Source organism: Rhizobium oryziradicis (genome assembly GCF_001939045.1).
GTDB lineage: Bacteria > Pseudomonadota > Alphaproteobacteria > Rhizobiales > Rhizobiaceae > Allorhizobium > Allorhizobium oryziradicis.
Genome location: NZ_MKIM01000028.1, coordinates 839,372 through 858,527, shown reverse-complemented (window position 1 = coordinate 858,527; position 19,156 = coordinate 839,372). Strand labels below are relative to the sequence as shown.

Here is a 19,156-nt window from a genome sequence, read left to right as displayed (position 1 = left end):
AAACACGACTGGCCTGAATGAAATCGGCGGGTGAGAGTTCGTCGTCCATACGAAAGGCCCCCAAAATGTCGTTCTCAAAAATCAAATCATCGTATCAATGCAATGATCGCGCAATCTGGCGTAGCAATCGCGCCAATGCGAAAAATTAAGCCGCATTCCTAAAAGGTCAAGGTCTGGCGTGTGTTTTTTGAGCGTGTATCTCATGAACTTTGAAATGCGTGTCAAATTGGGAAGGGGCCGAGGTTTCCATCAGCGGAACACGGTCACCGCACCCCATGTAACGTAAACGAGGGAGTTCGAAGCTCTCGGGTCTGCGGATGAAGATGGAATCGTTGGGAAACCGCGGAATTGAAACTTGCACCTTCAGGCGCATTTCACCATTCCGATCTCGGTCCGAATGGATAGGTCAAGGTCTTGAGGATAGGGGACCCACTTTTCTCCCGCGCCCCTAACTCTTAAGCGGGGCCCACCGTTCTTGATTTGGTTTTTGCCTCTACCCCGCTCTCGATCAGAGCAATCCCAAAGTTCGTCTCTTTATCCAGATGGCCTTCATCCATTTTAGTCCCCAATTTTATTCCTAGCTCAAAAATGCACGCCATGAGGGCGTAATGCAATGCGCAAATCATAAGGACGCTCAGCGGAAGTGGCCCTTTCCAACGCGGATTTTAAAGTCGTCATATTCGATATCGACCGTTCAGACGGCGAGGCTTCCGCCACAAACGAACTCACCATTAAAATTCAGGAGCTACGTGGTGGCCAAAACGCAGTATCGTCTTCCTCCACCTCGACGAGGCCCAGCACCTCCAGCGACACAGCAGTGCTAATGCCATCCTCGACGCGGAGGACCGCCTCAAAAACCTCATGCAGATCGAGGATTGGCCTCTCCACACGATTTATTCGTGAACGCCTCAGGTCGCGGACCTGCTCACGGGTGATCAGCAGCTGGCTAATCGCGCCATGGTGATGCGGTTCGGGGAAGCGACGTTTCATTACTTTCTTCAGGATGGTATCCTTCATCAAGTGGAGACGAGGGGAGGTGGCGAACGGGCTTACGCCCGCATCCGGGTGGAGGACATGGACGATTTGATCCTTAGGATTTCCAACCGAACGACCCTAGTGGGGGATGACGAAGGTATGATGTCGCTTCGCGAAGCAGCGCGGGCAATGCATCGCGAATATAGAAACCTCGTGGCAATGATCCTCTCCGGGAATCTCGAAGCCTTCATGGTGCCCGGAGAGGAGCCTGTATTTCGGCGGCTTCGGCTGAAGACCGGGGGCTTTGGAGATCGACGCCGGTCGGACGGCAGGTGGCGATGAGACGTTGATACGGCTCAAGGAGGCGGAGTTCGCGCCTGGCACGACGACGTGCACCGTCAAGTCTGAACTTGAGGCGCTCGGTGTCGCGCCGATCTTTGAACCGATGGGATCCAATGCGCGGTCCTACCTGCGGGCTGATCTCGCTCAGGCTGACTTCAATATCTGATACCAGCCGATCATATCGACTTCATAGCCCGCCTCGATGGCGGTTTTTTCGTGCCCAGAGCAGGGAAGTGCCCAAATTAAATCCAGCCTGATGCCCAGACCTGTTTGTGAGGTTCTAAAAAAGATCAATGAAATCAGAGGTTCATTTCCGAAACGGGACAAACCAAGACCACGTCATCATCTTCCGCTTCGGAGCCGTGCTTGAAATTTACCTATTTGGGGGGCGGACCAGTAAAAGTTCACGCATAATTATGCCTCGCTCCAACCCCACCAGAATTGATAGGAGTCAGAGCGAGGGCTTAAGCCGCTCATAATCGAATAGTTTTAGCGTTCACCGCGCATTTATCAGGCGACGACCACGATGCCGGTAACAAATGCGATTATGAAGATAACCAGGACGATGAAGATCAGGATCTTGGCAATTCCTGCCGAAGCGCCTGCTACGCCACGAAAGCCCAGAAGACTGGCGGCTGCGGCAATCAATAGAAAAATCAATATCCAATGGAGCATGGTCTTATCCTCTCTTTTGCTTATTACCGTAACGACGAGAGGTATATCTTTGTTCCTGAAACTACGATGTTTCTGAAATAAGGGCGCATTTGCGGCGCAAAGATGATGGCGTTTCAGCGCCTATACAAGGCCCTTTCTGTGCGGCCCCAAAGGGTCGGCAGTGTCAGTGCCATGCAGAATGCGGCAAAAGAACCGTTTTCCGTGAAGGGGTCGGATAATTCGTTTTCGGTCTGAGCAGAATGAGCAGATGACCCGATTTTTTTAAAAGCGCCGTGCGTTTTATAAACCACACGGCGCGCGAGTTTTTAAGATTGATACAGATCGGCGTAGGTGGAGCGGAGAATATTTTTCTGCACCTTGCCCATGGTGTTGCGCGGCAGGTCGTCGACAAAGATGATGCGCTTGGGTTGTTTGTAGCGGGCCAAGCGGTCTTGAAGGGCTGTTAAAACACCTTTTTCATCCAAGGATGCGCCGGGTTTGAGCACGACAACGGCTGTGACACCTTCGCCGAAATCTGGATGGGCAACGCCGATGACGGCGCTTTCGACCACCTCTGGCAACATGTCGATCTCGCTCTCGACTTCCTTTGGATAGATGTTGTAGCCGCCTGAAATCACCAGATCCTTGCCGCGGCCGACGATGTGGACGTAGCCATTCTCATCCACTTTGCCCAGATCGCCAGTGATGAAAAAGCCGTCAGTGCGAAATTCGCTTTGGGTTTTTTCCGGCATGCGCCAATAGCCCTGAAACACATTTGGGCCTTTCACTTCAATCATCCCCGTTTCGCCGTCTGCCAATGGCCTGCCGCTTTCGGGGTCGGTGACGCGCAATGCGACGCCGGGTAGGGGAAAACCCACAGTCCCGGCCACCCGTTCACCGTCATAGGGATTGGAGGTGTTCATATTGGTTTCCGTCATGCCGTAGCGTTCCAGAATTCGATGGCCGGTCATGGCTTCAAACTGGCGATGGGTTTCGGCCAGCAGCGGCGCAGAGCCAGAGATGAACAGTCGCATATGGGCGGTGGATTCAGCTGTCAGATCGGGGCTTTGCACCAAGCGGACATAGAAGGTGGGAACGCCCATCATGACTGTCGATGTCGGCATCAGGCGCAGTGCTGTGTCGGCGTCAAATTTTGGCAGGAAATACATAGATGCGCCTGCCAGCATGATGACATTGGATGCCACAAACAGGCCGTGGGTGTGAAAGATCGGCAGGGCGTGGATAAGCCGATCTGCGCTGGAGAATTTCCAGTAATCGCGCAGGGTGGTGGCGTTGGACAGCAGATTGTCGTGGCTCAACATTGCACCCTTTGAGCGGCCTGTGGTGCCAGAGGTGTAGAGTATCGCGGCAAGATCATTGGCTCCGCGCTCGACGTCCGCGAATGCATCGGGCTGTTGCGCGGCCAGCTCCATCAGGCTGCCGCCGCCTTTTTCATCCAGCGTTTCAACGGCAGCATTTTTGGCTGTTGCAATCGGCAAAAGTCCGGGCTTGGCGGTTGGTGCGCACACAACAATGCTTGGTTCGGCATCGCCAATGAAATACTCCAGCTCGGCCAGCGTATAGGCCGTGTTAAGGGGCAAATAGACAGCACCGGCCCGCACACAGGCGAGATACAGCATTAGGGCTTCCGGGCTTTTTTCGACTTGTACGGCCACGCGGTCGCCGGGTTTGACACCGCTTTTGACAAGGGCAGAGGCCAGGCGGGCAGAGAGGGTGAGCATATCACCATAGGTCCAGGACTTACCCTCCAACGTCTCGATAAAGGGCGCGTCTGAACGGATGCCAGCGCAGATGGCATCAAAAAGATGGTTGCTCATACATGAAACTCCTTGCTGCTATCGGTTTTATGCTCGTCTTTGGCCTGTGGGGCGGTCAAGGCTTGTGGCAGAGCAATCAGATTTCTCGGTGCCTTATCTGTTGGCACGAGCTTACGAATGGTTTGCGCGGCAACAACCTCGTTGCGGGCCGCGAATGCCTCGTGGTTTGTCTCGATATCATCCAGTTTATAGAGATAATTGACCATCAAACCAAAGGATTGCTTCAACGCGCGGGGTGAGCGGTCTGCAAGAAAATTGATGCGCTCAAGGCGGGCACCATTGCCCAAATGGAAGCGGGCTACAGGGTCGATGACCTTGGCTTCGCTGTTGCGCGCTTTCAAGAAGTACCAGGCGGCAGCCATGGTGATGATGGGGCGAATTTGCTCGCACAACGCGTCATCATTCCACCATTCCGGTTGGTCCAGTGCCGCCAGCTTGGCTTTGTCTGTGGCGGTGAGGGCGTCTGATGCGTCATTGTCTCGCTCCTTTGCAAGCCATGTGGCAAAGGCGGGTACGGGCGAAAGTGTTACAAACGTTTCAAGCTTGGGCAGATCCCGCCGCAGGTCTTGCACAACCTGCTTGATCAGAAAATTGCCAAAGGAAATGCCGCGTAGACCATCCTGACAATTGGAGATGGAGTAAAACACGGCAGTTGTTGCCTCTTTGGTGTGGATTTCAGCCCGTTCCTCTCGCAGCAGACCGGCGATATTGGAGGGGATTTCCTGCGTCAGTGCTACCTCCACAAAGATCAGCGGGTCATCAACCAGTTGCGGGTGGAAAAAGGCAAAGCAGCGGCGGTCATCTGGCGCAAGCCGCAGGCGCAGCTCATCCCAGCTACCAATGTGGTGCACAGCCTCGTAACGGATGATTTTTTCGAGGATATTGGCGGGCGTGGACCAATTGATGGACCGCAGCATGAGAAAGCCGCGGTTGAACCATGAACCGAACAGATGGGCGAAATCGGCATCCACCGCATCAAGATCACGGTCGCTGGCCTTGATGCCAAGAAGTGCTTCGCGCATGCGCACCAAGGATGCCACGCCATTGGGAGCAAGGTTAAACCGCCGGATCAACTCCTGACGGCGCGGCTCGGAGGCAAAGTGAAGTTCCAGCAAGGCTTTGGGGCTGGGTTTGTCGCGGTAATCGTCTATCGCTTTTTCCAGCCGGTCTGTTTTGGGGCCAAAGCGTGTGAGCAGCAGGTGCATGAAGGCTTTTTGCTGGGCCGAATCAAGCCTTTGCCAGGCGGCTAGAATGTCCGTGGCGAGCGCCATGCCCGATGCCTCACCCCGGCTGGAGAGCAAGGTCTCGCAGAGCACTTCCATGGTGCTCAAGGGATTGTCATCTTCATTGCGTGGGCCAAAGGACAGCAGCCGGCGGCCCCTGTCGGTAATGGCTTGCAGCATGTCGCCAAAGAAGGATGTGGTGTTCATCACATTGCTCCGAGCATATGATTGGGTAGCCATGTCACAATATCGGGAAAGACGCACAAAATGAGGATGGCAATGAACATCACGATCACATAGGGCAGAGCACCCCACAAAATATCGCGCGTGGGTATCTTGGGCGCAATGGCATTGATGACGAACAGATTGAGCCCGATGGGTGGCGTAATCAGCCCGACTTCCATGTTGATCGTGAGAATAATGGCAAACCAATAGGGATCAAAGCCTGCTTGCGTCACAATCGGGAACAGCATGGGTGCTGTCATGACAATGACCGCAACGGGTGGCAGGAACATGCCGCAGATCAGCAGGAATACGTTGATGATCAGCATCAGCACCCAGCGGTTCACGTCGAGATCGGCAATGAAGGTTGCCACCGATTGGGTGATGTAAAGTGACGATAGAGCGAAGGCGAACAATTCTGCAGACGCCATGATCATCATGATCATCACGCTCTCGCGCATGGCCGAGGAAAAAATCTGGGCGACGGGTTTGATGCGAAACAGCCGATAGGCGATGATAACAACGGCAAGCGTGAGAAATGCGCCAGCGCCCGCCGCCTCCGATGGCGTTGCTACGCCGCCGTAGAGCACATAGAGCGTTCCGGCAATGATGAGCAAAAAGGGCAGAATGCGCGGCAGAGATGCCATTCGTTGTTTTAACGTGTAGCGAATACCGCCAGCATCAAACACATAGCCTTTGCGCTTGCAGTCAATCACTGCCCATATCATGAACATGATCGTCAGCATGATGCCGGGGATCACGCCTGCCATAAACAGGCGGCCAATGGAGGATTCGGTGGCGATGCCATAGACGATCAGCGTCACCGATGGCGGTATCAAAATACCAAGCGTGCCACCGGCGGCGATAGAGCCGGTTGCAACCGAATTTGGATAACCCCGATTGAGCATTTCGGGAATGCCCATTTTGCCAATGGCAGCGCAGGTCGCGGGGGAAGAGCCAGTCATGCCGGAAAAAATGGCGCAGGCACCGATATTGGAGAGCACCAGGCCGCCCGGCACGCGGTTTAACCAACGATCCAGTGCGGTATAGAGATCAGACCCCGCAGGTGATGAGGCAACGGCGGCCCCCATCAATACAAACATTGGGATAGAGACGTAGGCCAGATTGGCAATGCCGGAGAACATGGTGTCGCCCAGCACATAGAAAATATCAAAACCGCTTTGGAAAAACAGCGCAGAAACAGCGGCAAGGCCAAGCGCAAACGCAATGGGCATGCCTGTGCCCAGCAGCACAAACAACGCAAAGATCATCAGCAATCCGGCAGCAGTCGGGCTCATTGCGGCATCTCCTTGAGTGCAGAATGTGGATCTTCGGACGCATTGGAGGTGTCTTGCGGCTGATGGGTGAGAAGCGACAGGATCTGCGCGGTATATTGCAGGCTCAAAAGGCCAAAGCCGATGGGCAAAGACAGCAGGGGAACCCAGAGCGGCGGTGCCCAGACGCTGGAGTGTTTCCAATTACCGGCCCACGCATCATGAAACTGAAACCATCCCGCCAGCAGCATGATCACACAAAACAGCAAACCCAAAAGGCTGCCAATCAGTTTCAGCCCGCGCCGGGTCGGTGCACTGACCATCAATTCCACCACATCAACACCAACGTGGCCGCCTTTCAGCAGCACATAGGGCGCTCCGAGAAACATGGCGGCGGTGGCTGCGAACACCACAAAATCGGTTTGCCAGATCGTGGGGAGATTGAACGCATAGCGCAGTAAAATCATCTGGCAGACGACCAGCATGGACGCAATCAAAAGTGCTGTTGCAATGAAAGCAAACAGGCGGGATATTTGGCTGATTGTCCAAATATAGGCCTTTACCATCTTGATATTCCCCAATTTTTGCCATGAGGGTGCGGCATTGCTTCCGCAGCCCTCGATGCTTTGGTCGATCATTTTACGGCGAGTGCTTCATCAATCAGCTTGGCACCGCCTGGCACTTTCTCAGCAAAGTTTTTGTAAGAGGTTTTCTTGGCAATCTCGAGCCAGGCATCATAATCGGCCTTGGTCATTTCAACCACTTGCACGCCTGCCTTCTTGTAGGCATCAATCATCACCTGATCGCCTTTGCGCACTTCCTTGTCGAAGAATTCTTCAGCCTTTTTGCCCGCAGCCAGAATGGCTTTTTGCTGCTCCGGCGTCAGTTTGTCGAAGGTCTTCTTGGAAACCAGAACGGGCTCATACATGAACCAGAGCGCGTTTTCTCCGGGTGCCGTGAGGCACTTGGCCTGTTCAAACAAACGGTAAGAGACGAAGCTGGCTGAGGATGTGTTGGCCGCATCCAGTACGCCGGTTTGCATGCCGGTGTAAATTTCTGAAGACGGCATGGACGAAATGGAGGCACCGGCGCCCACCAGCATCTCTTCAAAGGCAGGGCCAGCGGCCCGGATGGTTTGTCCCTTTATGGTTTCAGGTGAGGTGATGCAGCCCTTTTTGGAGGCAAAGGCCCCCGAAAGCCAGGCGTCGGAGATCACGATGGCCCCTTGCTTTTCAATGATCTTTTTAATGTCGGCCATAAAGGGTGATGTGTTGAGGCGCTTGGCGCGGTCAAAATTGCCAACGAGACCGGGCATCAAGGTTGCTGAAAACTCCGGATTGCGACCCGAGGCGTAATCCAGCGGAAAAGAGGTCATATCCAGAAGACCACGGGTGAGGGCGTTCCATTGGTCATTGGGTTTGTAAAGCGAAGACCCCGGAAACACCTGAATGGTCAGCCCGACATTGGCGGCTGCAACATCGCGGGCGATAAGCTGAACCATCTCATCGCGGATGTCGCCTTTTCCCCCCGGAAATTGATGGGACGCTTTCAGCACCGTGTCTGCATGGGCACTCCATGCCGCAACGGTGCCGATGGCGGCCAGCGCGCCGACTTTAAGTATCTGTCTGATTTTTTTCATTTTTTCCTCCCTTGGTTCCAGCCTCCCCGCCGGATTTTTATCATGATGCCCCTGTCTTGCACGCAATGTCAATAATGTTGTATACAAGATTTTCAATATTGTACGCAGAGATCCGCCATGTCTTCAAACACTTTCCACAAGCTCCGGGATGAAATTGAAAACGGTATCGTGGCGGGGGAATTTGTGCCGGGCGAGCGGTTGGATGAAGTGCAGCTTGCGTCGCGCTTTGGCGTTTCGCGCACGCCGATCCGCGAAGCATTGATGCAGTTGAGTGCGATTGGCATGGTTGAGATCCGGCCCCGGCGCGGGGCGGCGGTGGTTGATCTTGGGCCGCAATATGTCTTTGAAATGTTTGATGTGATGGCGGAGCTTGAGGGCATGGCAGGCGCACACGCCGCACGCCGCCACACCAGCGCAGATCGGATTGCGCTTCTGGACGCGCATGCGCGGTGTGAGCGGGCTTGCCTACAGGAAGACACCGACGATTATTATTATGAAAACGAGGTGTTTCATCATGCGATTTATGAGGCCTGCCATAGCGGTTTTTTGAAAGATCAATGCGTGCTGTTGCATCGGCGTCTTCGACCTTACCGCCGTTTGCAACTGCGTGTACGCAATCGCATGAAAACGTCCTTGCGGGAGCATGGTGAAATTGTTGCAGCCATTCTTGATGGCGACGCTGAGAAGGCCCGTCACGTGTTGCGAGATCATATCGCAGTGCAGGGAGATCGCTTTGGCGATCTAGTGGCCAATATAAAGCGGATGAAGCGCGCGGATCGCGATGCTTGATCTTGGTTCTGCCGCCGCCTGTATCTTTGACAGATAAGGCGGCGGCCTTGGCAAAGCGTGTATCGCGTGGTGCCTTGATTAGGCTGTTGCCATCTGTGGTGCTGCCCATTCCGCGAAGGGATCTTCCATATTGCGCCATACAGCGGGCGTGAAGCCATCAGCTGGCACCAGACATGCATCCAGTTTTGCGCGGATATCGGCTTCACTCATGGGATCGGCACCAATGAACACCAGTTCCTGACGACGGTCTCCCCAGATCGGATCGAGATAAGGGGCCATGGCCCGCATGAAGCCGGGGTCTTGAGGCCATTGCTGTTTTGGCACCGAAGCCCACCACAAGCCCATGCGGCCCGTGCGCACTAAGGGGCCAGCCTGACTCATCTCGCCAACATGGTGGGGGCGGGTGGCCAGCCAGAAAAAGCCCTTGGCACGGATAACGCCCGGCCAGACGCTGTCAATAAACGCCTGAAACTTCATGGGATCAAAAGGACGGCGAGCTCTATAGACAAAGGAACGAATGCCGTATTCTTCGGTTTCCGGCACGTGGTCTTTAAAGCCGTGCAGCTCTTTAAACCAAAGCGGATGGGTTTCGGCGCGGGCAAAGTCAAAGCGGTTGGTGCCAAGCACTTGCCTGGGTTCAACATGGCCGAAATCCGTTTCGATAATGTGGGCGTCGGGGTTGAGGCCAACGACAATCTTGCGGGCGGCGTCGAGCTTTTCAGGGCCTGCAATGCTGGCCTTGTTGAGCACAACGACATCGGCAAATTCGATTTGCTCGACCAGCAAATCCACCAGCGTGCGGTTGTCTTCCTCGCCCGCCGTTTCGCCTCGGTCTGCGAGAAAATCGGTGGAGCTGTAATCATTGAGAAGATTGGCGGCGTCCACCACCGTCACCATCGTATCCAGACGGGCAATATCGTTGAGGCTCTGGCCATCTTCATCGCGAAAATCAAAGGTGGTGGCAATCGGCAGCGGCTCGGCAATGCCGGTGGCCTCAATCAGCAGGTAATCGAATTTATTGGAGGCGGCCAACTGGCGTACTTCCGTCAGCAAATCCTCGCGTAGGGTGCAGCAGATGCAGCCATTGCTCATTTCCACCAATTGCTCATCGGTGCGCGACAGGTTTGCGCCGCCATCCCGCACGAGGGCGGCATCAATATTCACCTCGCTCATGTCATTGACAACCACCGCCACGCGCAAGCCGTCGCGATTGCCAAGAATGTGGTTGAGCAGGGTGGTTTTTCCCGCGCCCAGAAAGCCGGAAAGAACGGTGACTGGAAGTCTCTGCGTCATTTTTCACTCCTTAATGTAATAACATTACATTCGATAATCTTAAAAAGGCGGATGTCTGCATCCGCCGTTTTTGAACTTGGTATCAGCCCTTGAGGCAGGTGCTGATGGCGTTTGCCATATTGGTCATCAGAGCCGGATAAAGGTCTGGCCCATCCTTCAAATCTGTGCCGAGGGGATCAAGCACACCGGTGCGGGCCTTGGTGCCTTCTGCCACCACAGAAATCAGCTTTGGGGTAAACTGCGGCTCGGCAAACACGCAGGTGGCTCCCAGCTCTTTGACCTTGGCGTGAATTTCGGCCACGCGCTTGGCACCGGGGGCGGTTTCGGGGCTGACGGTAATGGAGCCCGCAACGGTCATCTTATAGTGATGCTCGAAATACTGATAACCGTCATGGAAGACAATAAACGGCTTGCCGCGCACGGGAGCCAGTTCAGCCGTTAGTTTCTTGTCCAGCGCATCAACGCTGGCATCGAAAGCAGCCAGATTTTTGGCATATAGGGCCGCATTGGCAGCATCTTGCTGGCTCAATGTGTCAGCGACTGCTTTCGCCATGGCTTTGGCATTGCTTGGGTCCAGCCAGATGTGCATGTCAAAGGCTTCATCATGCTCGTGATGGTCGCCGTGGGCATGGTCGTCATGTGCGTGTTCTGCATCGTGATGCTCACCGCCCGCGTCCGCATCATGATCTTCATCGTGCATGTGCGGCTCAAATGTTCCGCCTTGGCGTGTTGGGAGAAGCTTGACGCCCTTCGCATGTTGCATCTCGACCACTTTGGCTTTGCCCGCCAATGCATCCAAAGGCTTATCCAGAAACGCCTCCAACCCCGGTCCAATCCAGAAAACCACATCTGCGTGTTGTAACGCTTCGGCTTTCGAAGGCTTGAGGCTGTAATTATGGGGAGAACCAGCACCCTCCACCAGCAGATCGGGCGTACCCGCGCCTTGCATAATAGCGGCGACAATCGAGTTGAGAGGCTTGATCGAGGTCACGACATTGGGAGAGGCAAACGCCGAGCCGCACGCCAAAAAACTGCTCATAAAGCCAAGGTAAGCAAGGTGCTTTGCGCGCATGAAGATCTCCTGTATGTCATGTCCCTTGATGTCTATGTAATGTTATTACATAGATTGCGTAACGCTATAACGTGTGGCATAGCGTGATGCAACAGACAAATTTAAGGTCATGCTTGCGTGCTGAATATCTCTGGTGAAGCTCCGCTGGTCACTCTTCGCAATGCTGGTATCCAGCGCGGTGGGCGCTGGCTGGTGCGTGGTGTCGAGCTTGAGCTGCGCAAAGGCGAGATTGTCACTCTGATCGGTCCGAATGGATCGGGTAAATCCACCACGGCCAAAATGGCGATCGGCATTCTCAAGCCTGACCAAGGCAGTGTCGAGCGATTGCGCGATTTTACCGTGGGTTACGTCCCGCAAAAGCTTTCGGTTGATTGGACCATGCCGCTCAGTGTTGAGCGTTTGATGACGCTGACCGTAAAGCTGAGCAAGCGCGAGGTGGAAGCCGCCCTCGATGCAGTGGGCATTGCCCATTTGGCCCGCGCACAGGTGCAAAATCTGTCGGGTGGCGAGTTTCAGCGCGCACTTTTGGCCCGTGCCATGGCGCGCAAACCTGATTTGCTGGTGTTGGACGAACCTGTGCAGGGTGTTGATTTCGCGGGTGAAATTGCGCTTTACGATTTGATTTCTGACATTCGCCGCAAAACCGGCTGCGGTATTTTGCTGATTTCACACGATTTGCACGTGGTGATGGCGGAGACAGACACGGTGGTGTGCCTGAACGGCCATGTGTGTTGCCGGGGCACACCCGATATTGTCAGCCAAAGCCCGGAATATCAGCGCTTGTTTGGCGCGGCTGCCGCCCGCACCTTGGCGGTCTATAATCATCGCCACGACCATACCCACTTGCCGGATGGGCGGGTGCAGCATCAGGATGGCTCGATTACCGACAATTGCCACCCGGGCGACGGCCATCATCATGGCCATGAGAGAAGCCATCATCACGATCATGATCACGGGGAAAAACATCACCACCATGGCGAAGGCACGGCTGCAACCGCATTGAATGGAGATCGCCATGATGGATGATTTCTTTGTGCGTGCACTGCTTGCCGGTGTTGGGTTGGCGTTTACCGTTGGTCCGCTTGGATGTTTTGTGATCTGGCGGCGTATGGCCTATTTTGGCGATACCATGGCCCATTCCGCGCTGTTGGGCGTGGCGCTGTCCTTGCTGTTTTCGATTAATTTGACATTGAGCGTGTTTCTGGTGGCAGCAATTGTGTCGCTGTTGTTGCTGGGCTTGCAGAAAAAGCAGGGTCTGTCATCTGATGCGCTGCTGGGTATTTTAAGCCATTCCACGTTGGCAATTGGCCTTGTGCTGGTGGCGTTCATGACCTGGGTGCGGCTTGATCTGATGGCCTATTTGTTTGGTGATATTCTGGCGGTGACCACCACCGATATCGTCACAGTCTGGCTGGGCGGCTTTTTCGTGATTGTTTGTCTGTGCCTGCTGTGGCGTCCGCTGCTGGCAGCAACGGTGAACGAGGATGTGGCCGAGGCCGAAGGCTTGAAACCCGCCCGCGCCAGACTTATTTTCATGCTGTTGATGGCGGTTGTCATCGCCATTGCCATGAAGATTGTGGGTATTCTTTTGATCACGGCTTTGCTGATCATTCCGGCGGCAACAGCAAGGCGCTTTGCTGCCACGCCCGAGATCATGGCCGTTATGGCCTCGGTGATTGGCGGGCTGGCCGTGATTGGTGGGCTGTTTGGCTCGCTGACCTATGACACGCCGTCCGGGCCTTCCATCGTGGTGGCGGCTCTTGTGTTGTTTCTTTTAAGCCTGCTGCCCGTGCGCGGTCTTCGCGCCTCCAACGGGAAAGGATGATGTCTATGGCCACGCCGCAACTAACCCGCAATCAGGCCCTTGTGTTTCAGGCTCTCGAGAGCGCAGATGCACCTCTTTCGGCCTATACGATTCTTGATAAACTGCGCGAACACGGTTTTCGCGCACCGCTTCAGGTCTATCGCGCTTTGGAAAAGCTGCTGGAATTTGGGCTTGTGCATCGGCTGGAAAGCCTGAACGCCTTTGTTGTCTGCTCCCACCCTAAGCATGATTGCTGCAGCCATGGTACGGTGGCCTTTGCCATTTGCGAGCGCTGCGGTCTGGTGCAGGAGTTTCACGATCACGCCATTGAACACCAGTTGCAGGATTGGACCAAGGGCAGGGGGTTCAAGGCCGAAAAAACCACCATTGAGATCAAGGGCGTTTGCGCCAATTGCGCAGGCTTATAGCTGCCGCAGGTCGCGGGCAAAACGCTGCCAGTTGGCAATGTAATTGGTGGCGGATTTCCGTAACGATTCGATGGCTTTGTCATCCAGTGTGCGCACCACACGGGCAGGCGCGCCAACAATCAGGGAGTTGTCGGGAAATTCCTTGCCTTCGGTAATCAGCGCATTGGCCCCAACAAGGCAATTCTTGCCAATTTTCGCACCGTTGAGAACCGTCGCGCCCATGCCGACCAGGGAGTTATCACCGATGGTGCAGCCGTGAATAATGGCATGATGGCCAATGGTGCATCCCTGGCCGATGGTTGCGGGAAAGCTCATATCGGTGTGGATCATGGCGCCTTCTTGCACATTGGTGCCAGCACCCAGCGTAATGGCTTCATTATCACCGCGCAGCACAGCGCCAAACCAGATGCCAACGTCTTCACCGAGAATGACATTGCCAATCACATGCGCATCTGGCGCAATCCAGAACCGGTCGGAGTCTGGCAAAGCTGGTGACAGATCACCCAAAGCGTAAAGTGGCATGATGCTATCCCCCAACAATCAAGGTAATATTGATATTATCTCAGGCGCATTGTCAGCGGAATGCGACCAGATTGCATGCCGATGTGGATATGGATATTGGCTTCCGGCTGCGAGTAGCGCCAGGCGCGTGCACCGTGGCACATCAGCAGGTTCATCAACTCGCGGGTCTTTGAGCGTGGCTTGTTCGTGCCAAATTCTGCCAGCTTGAAGGCCGCTTCGTGCAAGGGGTTCAACACGCTGCGCGGGTTATACGGCATGGCCGTATCTTCTGAGATCATGGTTTCAAAGTTTTCGTTGTTTGCCATTTTTGGGTTCCTCGCACGCATGACATTTCGAGGTGGGTGGTGTTGTGGTTATTGCATTGCGGCCCAGCAGCTTACGCCGGCTTTTTTCAGAGATTGACATGCTTTCAAAGCGGCTTGCTGATCATCAAACCCCACAAAGCGGGCGCGGTAGATCTTCGCCGAGCCTTCGCCATAGGCGACGGCCAGAGGGCGAGCCCGCTTCAATCCGGCGTGGCCTTTGGCTTTTGCCCGCTCCAGCAAATCCATGGCGTCGCTATGGCTATTGGCAACGCCAATCTGAACGGTCCAACCGGATTCCGGCTTTGCTTCGGACTTTGTGGAAAACGTCATTGTGTTATCCACATTGGCAGGCGGCACGGGGTGATGGCCGCTCATCTTGCGGCGTTTGGGCGTTGGCGCAATGGTAGAGATTGCCTTCGACGCGCCATCATCGTTGTTATCATTGGCGTAAGCGGTTTCGCCCAAAGCCGGACCGCTCTCATAGCGGGCACCGGGAACAGGCACGTCTGCCATTGGCAAGCTGGGCACGGGTTCCATACCGCGCGCTGCGTGGGCAACTGGCTCCGGTATCGATGTCTGGCTAGCAATGAGCGCACGGGTGTTGCCGCGGCTTGAGGCTTGCGGCAAATAGGTGGCAATCAGTTGGCGCATGCGATTGTCGCGGGCAGGGGTTGAAACACCGCCGAGCACCACAGCAACCAGCGACTTGCCATCAATATGCACAGAGCTGACAAGATTGAAGCCAGAGGCATTTGTGAAGCCGGTTTTGATACCGTCTACGCCGCGTACGCTGCCAATCAAGCGATTATGGCTGCCGATAACCTGCTTGCCATAGACAAAGCGCTGGGCCGAGAAATAATGATAATATTGCGGAAATTGCTTATACAGCGCCATGCCCAGTCGCGCCTGATCTCGCGCTGTGGTCATCTGCTGTGAATTTGGCAGGCCATTTGCGTTGCGATAGGTGGTGCGCGTCATACCAAGAGACCGCGCCTTTGCGGTCATCATCTCGGCAAACCGGGCTTCACTGCCGCCCAGTGCTTCACCAAGGGCCGTGGCCACATCATTGGCGGAACGCGTGACGACGGCCAAAATGCCCTGCTCGACCGTAAACGTCTGTCCCGGCCGAACGCCGAGCTTTGATGGCTTTTGTGATGCCGCATGAGCCGATACCCGAATGGGGGTGTTGAGCCGGATCTTGCCCTTCTGCAACTCTTCGAACACAAGATAAAGGGTCATCATCTTGGTGAGCGATGCAGGATAGCGGAGCGCATCAGGGTCTGCAGATTTCAACACTTTGCCGGTGTTGGCGTCGACCACGATGTCGGCATAGGGCGGCGAGTAGGCAGCCTTTGCCGTGGCGGTGCTGCTGAGGCTGGCGGCACATGCAATGAGGGCAGCGACAGACAGACGGGTCATATACCGGATCATCATACTCCGGCCAAGGAGGCTCGCGACTTGCTTCTTCACCACTATGCTCTTTTTTCCAGAATCCACGATTTTGCCGCCCCCCAGCGACACTGTTCCCACTTTAGAACGACAGCGTTACCAAGTGGTTTATGATGAACAACTCCTTGCCAGAGACTGTGCGATTTTCACCAATTTTTTATGGATTGGCATTTGCTGTTATGCGTTTGCTCACATAGGCGGTCACGGCATCGTCAATTTTTTGCCAATCCGCCAGATTTTGAGCAGAAAAGCGATAGAGAACACTCAAGTCCTTGCCGAGGTGAATATCCCGCTGGCAATCGTCTATTGCTTGATCTTCCAGTTTTGGGGCATCCATGCAGCGTATGGCGTAATCGGCGTTACCGGGCCGATGTGTTGTGTAAAGGATCTCACCATCATAACCGCTGCCCTGTTTGAGGCGGTGAATGGTCAGGCCATAAGGCCCTTGCTGTGGCGCGCCGTCAAAAAGTTGCGTGTAAATGGGTGCCACCCGTCCAGACATATCCTGCGACATGGTGCTTTGGCTGATTTGGATGAAAATCAAGCGGTTGGTCTGGCTGGCATTGTCAAAGCGCATTCTGTCTGCAACGTCATAGCCGCGCATCTCCGGCCACATGAGCGCAAGATCAAGGCGCATCGCCTTGCCATCGTGCCGCTGGCGCTCAAACCGAATGGCATTTTCTTCGATCTGCAATTCATCGAGACCGATAGTGATGCGGCGAACCGTCTGGCGATCGCTGTAATCTCCCACCAAAAGAAGATGGCCAAGTGTTTCGCTGAAATAGGTGAGTGTGAGCGAAAACAGCGCCATAAATCCCAAGATTGCAGCAAGGGCGATTTTGTGACGCAAGGATAAAAGCGGCTTTTCCTGCCCTGGGCTATTGTCGTCTTGCGCATGTTCCACGCTGAAACGCTGCTCCGCTTGAAGAATGTCTGAGTTATTCTATAGCGTTGCGACATTATGGTTAATGTGCGGTTAACAAAAGCGAGCCGGTTCCGTGGCAGCGGAACCGGCTCTTGGTCGGTCTGGGTAGGTGTGCGGGGAAGACCGGACCAATTCGAGAGCGGTATCGAGTAAACGCGATGTCTTGTGCGGCTTATTTTGTTTGCAGAGCAGCCACCGCCGAGTTGCGGCTGTCGATAATTTTGATCCACTGGCCGGGGTTGTCGCCAGCCTGACGCTTCAGGTAGGTGTATTCCGTGTCGGACCACAGCATCACCTTGTTGCGCATATTGTCCAAAATGAAATCGCCGCGATCGGTTCTCACAGTCAAAACGGCATGGCCTTCGCCATTGGGCTGCAACACAACGGTGATCAGAAGATCCGATGCCGACACGCCTTTTTCCATCAACTCGCGGCGTTTCAGCAGCGCGTAATCTTCGCAGTCGCCAGCGGTGACCGGATAGGCCCAAAATTCTTCGACACCATATTGCTCCAGATCTGTTTCAGGTCTGATGGTGGTGTTGACAGTGTAGTTAACATCCAGAATGGTTTTCCAAAGCTCAGGTGTCAGTTTTGCGGGGCCGAAATCTTTCCCCAGAGGCTTGCATTCAGCAGCATGGGTTTTGCAAAATTCATAATGACCAATTGGCTGGCTGGTCTTTCCAGCAATCGTCATGGCCGCTTGTCCGGCGTTTGCGCTGCCCACTGATACGAGAGTTGCGATAGCAGTGATAATGGCGAAACTGATTGTGTTTTTCTTTGTCATTGGATGTCTCCCCGTTCTGGGAGTAGAATGACGCTGATGTTTTTATCTCTCGCAAAATTTAGAGCTCAAAATAAGTATAGTTTTGAATAGACTAAGTATAAAATTTATCGAAAATTCTAATGAAATTGGTAGGCGAAAAGATAGAAATCAAGCAAAGCGGTTGTGCGTATGTGGAGGCACCCGTTGCCGTTTCTCGTTATTTATCCAATTGAAATAAATATATAAAGTCGAATTTTTTAATGCGGCGCACGCGCTGCGTTTTGGTGCGCTTTTGGCCGCATTCCTGTTTTGGGAGAGCGCGATATTCCCGATTTGGAACGCAAAATTCGCCTCTTTGGGCAATATGCGCTTCTGTTAGGGCGATTATTTGTTTTATTAAGCTGTGGGATGGTGAATGCTTGATGAACGAAAGGCATAGACACTATATTTGCGCCATGCAGGCTCTTCTATACTTTTTGTAAAGCTTTTGGGCCAAGGCGAAATGGGCCGTCATCATTGCTGGCGATGAGCAGATATGGGCTTGGACTTGGCGATTTGCGGTTTTCGTTTTGACGCGGACGTGTTCGAAACGTCAGCGGAGCGCGTAACGTGCTGGAAAAAGAATGATGAGGTGCTGCTTTGCGGATCCAGTAAAACGCGATGCTCTCAGTTTTTGTGTACGCATCGGACTTATCCGAAAACCGGTTCTGACTTTTCGGCCGATTCTCTAGAGAAAGTCTTTCAGGGAATCGCGCGATTGGAGCGTGGTAAACTCAATGGCGACGCCTTCGAGAAAGTGGCGGACCACGCGACCACGGGTGTTGCCCAGACGGACAGCTGTGCCCATGGCCGGACGATACTCCATTTCCACAGCGGCACCCGACAATGAAAGGTCGATGATGCGGCAGCTGAATTTCTGACCATCTTCCAGTGTCAGCTCGGCACGTGCCTTGCGCGGGGTGAGGCGATCATGGCGACGATCTTCCGGCAGGCCCAATTCGTGTTTATTGGCAATCCAGGTCAATTGTGCTGCCAGTTTTTCACGCTTGCGGTCTGTGGCAACGATGCTGATCACAAAGCCATCATCGGTGGTTTTCACCACACTGCCCTCGATGCGGCCAATATTGTCGATGTAAGCAATGATGCGATCACCGGCCACCGGGCGGGCTGCGCAGATGAAGCGGACATCACCGGGCGACATATCCACGGTCAGACAAACATATTCGTCCTGGCTTGGCACCATCAAGCGCCCTTCAAGACTAACGGACACACGCTGAAAGGCGCGTTGAACCTGACGCCTTTCTGTCTCGCTTTTTTGTGTCTGTTGAAAGGAATACATGACCGGGTCTCGAAGCCTTGATTGGAGGTGAATATTAGATGGTAGCCCTTAATATAGTCTTCACCCATAATGCCAGAAGGGCGTTAACAGCGCGGTGCGCCCGATACGGCATATATCCGTAACCGATTCTGGTTTTGGAAATAGGCATTAGAGCACTCAGCCGAAAATGAGTACCAGTCTGATGCTGTCATTTCTTGTTTTCGTATGGATTTTTATCGAAATCCGGCTTCCCTTGTGCCGTGCGCTGCGCTGAAAAGCAAAACGCCCGACAAAAGCCGGGCGTTTTGTTTCAACTTAAAT

Annotated in this window: 20 protein-coding genes; 5 read left to right on the top strand and 15 right to left on the bottom strand. The window is 54.2% G+C overall.

Translation table 11 applies throughout. The features are described from left to right. Nucleotides 1-738 precede the first annotated feature (738 nt). Nucleotides 739-1,017, bottom strand: a complete 279-nt coding sequence (locus BJF95_RS19525) for a hypothetical protein (protein WP_139317562.1) — start codon at nucleotides 1,015-1,017, stop codon at nucleotides 739-741. Between the two features lie 262 nt (nucleotides 1,018-1,279). On the opposite strand from BJF95_RS19525, the gene BJF95_RS19515 reads away from it, so the two are divergent. Beyond that, nucleotides 1,280-1,483, top strand: a complete 204-nt coding sequence (locus BJF95_RS19515; protein WP_075641058.1) for a hypothetical protein — start codon at nucleotides 1,280-1,282, stop codon at nucleotides 1,481-1,483. 344 nt (nucleotides 1,484-1,827) lie between these two features. Here BJF95_RS19515 and BJF95_RS19510 read toward each other — a convergent pair whose 3' ends face one another. The 6 genes from BJF95_RS19510 to BJF95_RS19485 all read right to left on the bottom strand — a co-directional run bounded on the left by BJF95_RS19510 (nucleotide 1,828) and on the right by BJF95_RS19485 (nucleotide 8,167). After that, nucleotides 1,828-1,992, bottom strand: a complete 165-nt coding sequence (locus BJF95_RS19510) for a DUF1328 family protein (protein ID WP_075641057.1) — start codon at nucleotides 1,990-1,992, stop codon at nucleotides 1,828-1,830. Between the two features lie 305 nt (nucleotides 1,993-2,297). Beyond that, on the bottom strand, nucleotides 2,298-3,809 hold the full coding sequence (locus BJF95_RS19505; protein ID WP_075641056.1) for a malonate--CoA ligase: 1,512 nt from the start codon (nucleotides 3,807-3,809) through the stop codon (nucleotides 2,298-2,300). Next, on the bottom strand, nucleotides 3,806-5,239 hold the full coding sequence (locus BJF95_RS19500; protein ID WP_075641055.1) for a malonyl-CoA decarboxylase: 1,434 nt from the start codon (nucleotides 5,237-5,239) through the stop codon (nucleotides 3,806-3,808). The genes BJF95_RS19505 and BJF95_RS19500 overlap by 4 nt, the downstream gene beginning before the upstream one ends. Further along, complete coding sequence (locus BJF95_RS19495; protein WP_075641054.1) at nucleotides 5,239-6,552, bottom strand: TRAP transporter large permease; 1,314 nt, start codon at nucleotides 6,550-6,552, stop codon at nucleotides 5,239-5,241. Before BJF95_RS19495 ends, BJF95_RS19500 begins: the two co-directional genes overlap by 1 nt. After that, a complete protein-coding gene (locus tag BJF95_RS19490) occupies nucleotides 6,549-7,094 on the bottom strand; it encodes a TRAP transporter small permease subunit (protein ID WP_075641171.1) in 546 nt (181 codons plus the stop codon). The genes BJF95_RS19495 and BJF95_RS19490 overlap by 4 nt, the downstream gene beginning before the upstream one ends. A 68-nt stretch (nucleotides 7,095-7,162) precedes the next feature. Continuing rightward, nucleotides 7,163-8,167, bottom strand: a complete 1,005-nt coding sequence (locus tag BJF95_RS19485) for a TRAP transporter substrate-binding protein (protein ID WP_075641053.1) — start codon at nucleotides 8,165-8,167, stop codon at nucleotides 7,163-7,165. Between the two features lie 117 nt (nucleotides 8,168-8,284). Here BJF95_RS19485 and BJF95_RS19480 point away from each other — a divergent pair, with 117 nt between their 5' ends. Continuing rightward, nucleotides 8,285-8,956 carry a GntR family transcriptional regulator gene (locus tag BJF95_RS19480; RefSeq protein WP_075641052.1) on the top strand — a complete coding sequence of 224 codons (672 nt, stop codon included), beginning with the start codon at nucleotides 8,285-8,287 and terminating at the stop codon, nucleotides 8,954-8,956. 78 nt (nucleotides 8,957-9,034) lie between these two features. On the opposite strand, the gene BJF95_RS19475 is transcribed toward BJF95_RS19480, so the two are convergent. Both BJF95_RS19475 and znuA read right to left on the bottom strand, forming a co-directional pair. After that, nucleotides 9,035-10,249: a GTP-binding protein gene (locus tag BJF95_RS19475; RefSeq protein ID WP_075641051.1), complete on the bottom strand. Its 1,215-nt coding sequence runs from the start codon at nucleotides 10,247-10,249 to the stop codon at nucleotides 9,035-9,037. Between the two features lie 82 nt (nucleotides 10,250-10,331). Then, nucleotides 10,332-11,321, bottom strand: coding sequence for a zinc ABC transporter substrate-binding protein ZnuA (gene znuA, locus BJF95_RS19470; RefSeq protein WP_075641050.1), 990 nt, complete (start codon nucleotides 11,319-11,321; stop codon nucleotides 10,332-10,334). Nucleotides 11,322-11,438: 117 nt separating this feature from the next. Here znuA and BJF95_RS19465 point away from each other — a divergent pair, with 117 nt between their 5' ends. Genes BJF95_RS19465 through BJF95_RS19455 form a run of 3 tightly spaced genes read left to right on the top strand, consistent with a single transcriptional unit; the run spans nucleotide 11,439 to nucleotide 13,553 of the window. Beyond that, nucleotides 11,439-12,347 (top strand): ATP-binding cassette domain-containing protein, encoded by a 909-nt coding sequence (locus tag BJF95_RS19465; RefSeq protein WP_075641049.1) that lies wholly within the window; start codon nucleotides 11,439-11,441, stop codon nucleotides 12,345-12,347. Further along, entirely contained in the window at nucleotides 12,337-13,146 is an 810-nt protein-coding gene (locus tag BJF95_RS19460; RefSeq protein ID WP_075641170.1) for an iron chelate uptake ABC transporter family permease subunit, read from the top strand. The genes BJF95_RS19465 and BJF95_RS19460 overlap by 11 nt, the downstream gene beginning before the upstream one ends. Before the next feature lie 5 nt (nucleotides 13,147-13,151). Continuing rightward, nucleotides 13,152-13,553 (top strand): Fur family transcriptional regulator, encoded by a 402-nt coding sequence (locus BJF95_RS19455; protein ID WP_075641169.1) that lies wholly within the window; start codon nucleotides 13,152-13,154, stop codon nucleotides 13,551-13,553. Here the strand turns inward: BJF95_RS19455 and BJF95_RS19450 are convergent. The 6 genes from BJF95_RS19450 to BJF95_RS19425 all read right to left on the bottom strand — a co-directional run bounded on the left by BJF95_RS19450 (nucleotide 13,548) and on the right by BJF95_RS19425 (nucleotide 18,856). After that, complete coding sequence (locus BJF95_RS19450; protein ID WP_075641048.1) at nucleotides 13,548-14,075, bottom strand: gamma carbonic anhydrase family protein; 528 nt, start codon at nucleotides 14,073-14,075, stop codon at nucleotides 13,548-13,550. The two genes, BJF95_RS19455 and BJF95_RS19450, sit on opposite strands and share 6 nt — an antisense overlap. Before the next feature lie 35 nt (nucleotides 14,076-14,110). After that, nucleotides 14,111-14,380, bottom strand: a complete 270-nt coding sequence (locus BJF95_RS19445) for a hypothetical protein (protein ID WP_075641047.1) — start codon at nucleotides 14,378-14,380, stop codon at nucleotides 14,111-14,113. A 48-nt stretch (nucleotides 14,381-14,428) separates the two neighbouring features. After that, nucleotides 14,429-15,799, bottom strand: a complete 1,371-nt coding sequence (locus tag BJF95_RS19440; protein ID WP_245297374.1) for a D-alanyl-D-alanine carboxypeptidase — start codon at nucleotides 15,797-15,799, stop codon at nucleotides 14,429-14,431. 187 nt (nucleotides 15,800-15,986) lie between these two features. Beyond that, complete coding sequence (locus BJF95_RS19435; RefSeq protein WP_075641046.1) at nucleotides 15,987-16,733, bottom strand: hypothetical protein; 747 nt, start codon at nucleotides 16,731-16,733, stop codon at nucleotides 15,987-15,989. A gap of 193 nt (nucleotides 16,734-16,926) precedes the next feature. Next, a complete protein-coding gene (locus tag BJF95_RS19430; protein ID WP_075641045.1) occupies nucleotides 16,927-17,538 on the bottom strand; it encodes a transglutaminase-like cysteine peptidase in 612 nt (203 codons plus the stop codon). A gap of 706 nt (nucleotides 17,539-18,244) precedes the next feature. After that, the gene (locus tag BJF95_RS19425) at nucleotides 18,245-18,856 is read right to left on the bottom strand and encodes a PilZ domain-containing protein (protein WP_075641044.1); all 612 of its coding nucleotides are present in this window, start codon (nucleotides 18,854-18,856) and stop codon (nucleotides 18,245-18,247) included. Nucleotides 18,857-19,156: the final 300 nt, after the last annotated feature.

Bases quoted from the DNA above. Each gene is read 5' to 3' on its own strand.
- BJF95_RS19525 (WP_139317562.1), bottom strand. From the start codon at position 1,017: ATGAAGGATACCATCCTGAAGAAAGTAATGAAACGTCGCTTCCCCGAA.
- BJF95_RS19510 (WP_075641057.1), bottom strand. From the start codon at position 1,992: ATGCTCCATTGGATATTGATTTTTCTATTGATTGCCGCAGCCGCCAGT.
- BJF95_RS19505 (WP_075641056.1), bottom strand. From the start codon at position 3,809: ATGAGCAACCATCTTTTTGATGCCATCTGCGCTGGCATCCGTTCAGAC.
- BJF95_RS19500 (WP_075641055.1), bottom strand. From the start codon at position 5,239: ATGAACACCACATCCTTCTTTGGCGACATGCTGCAAGCCATTACCGAC.
- BJF95_RS19495 (WP_075641054.1), bottom strand. From the start codon at position 6,552: ATGAGCCCGACTGCTGCCGGATTGCTGATGATCTTTGCGTTGTTTGTG.
- BJF95_RS19490 (WP_075641171.1), bottom strand. From the start codon at position 7,094: ATGGTAAAGGCCTATATTTGGACAATCAGCCAAATATCCCGCCTGTTT.
- BJF95_RS19485 (WP_075641053.1), bottom strand. From the start codon at position 8,167: ATGAAAAAAATCAGACAGATACTTAAAGTCGGCGCGCTGGCCGCCATC.
- BJF95_RS19480 (WP_075641052.1), top strand. From the start codon at position 8,285: ATGTCTTCAAACACTTTCCACAAGCTCCGGGATGAAATTGAAAACGGT.
- BJF95_RS19475 (WP_075641051.1), bottom strand. From the start codon at position 10,249: ATGACGCAGAGACTTCCAGTCACCGTTCTTTCCGGCTTTCTGGGCGCG.
- znuA (WP_075641050.1), bottom strand. From the start codon at position 11,321: ATGCGCGCAAAGCACCTTGCTTACCTTGGCTTTATGAGCAGTTTTTTG.
- BJF95_RS19460 (WP_075641170.1), top strand. From the start codon at position 12,337: ATGATGGATGATTTCTTTGTGCGTGCACTGCTTGCCGGTGTTGGGTTG.
- BJF95_RS19455 (WP_075641169.1), top strand. From the start codon at position 13,152: ATGGCCACGCCGCAACTAACCCGCAATCAGGCCCTTGTGTTTCAGGCT.
- BJF95_RS19450 (WP_075641048.1), bottom strand. From the start codon at position 14,075: ATGCCACTTTACGCTTTGGGTGATCTGTCACCAGCTTTGCCAGACTCC.
- BJF95_RS19445 (WP_075641047.1), bottom strand. From the start codon at position 14,380: ATGGCAAACAACGAAAACTTTGAAACCATGATCTCAGAAGATACGGCC.
- BJF95_RS19440 (WP_245297374.1), bottom strand. From the start codon at position 15,799: ATGACCCGTCTGTCTGTCGCTGCCCTCATTGCATGTGCCGCCAGCCTC.
- BJF95_RS19430 (WP_075641045.1), bottom strand. From the start codon at position 17,538: ATGACAAAGAAAAACACAATCAGTTTCGCCATTATCACTGCTATCGCA.
- BJF95_RS19425 (WP_075641044.1), bottom strand. From the start codon at position 18,856: ATGTATTCCTTTCAACAGACACAAAAAAGCGAGACAGAAAGGCGTCAG.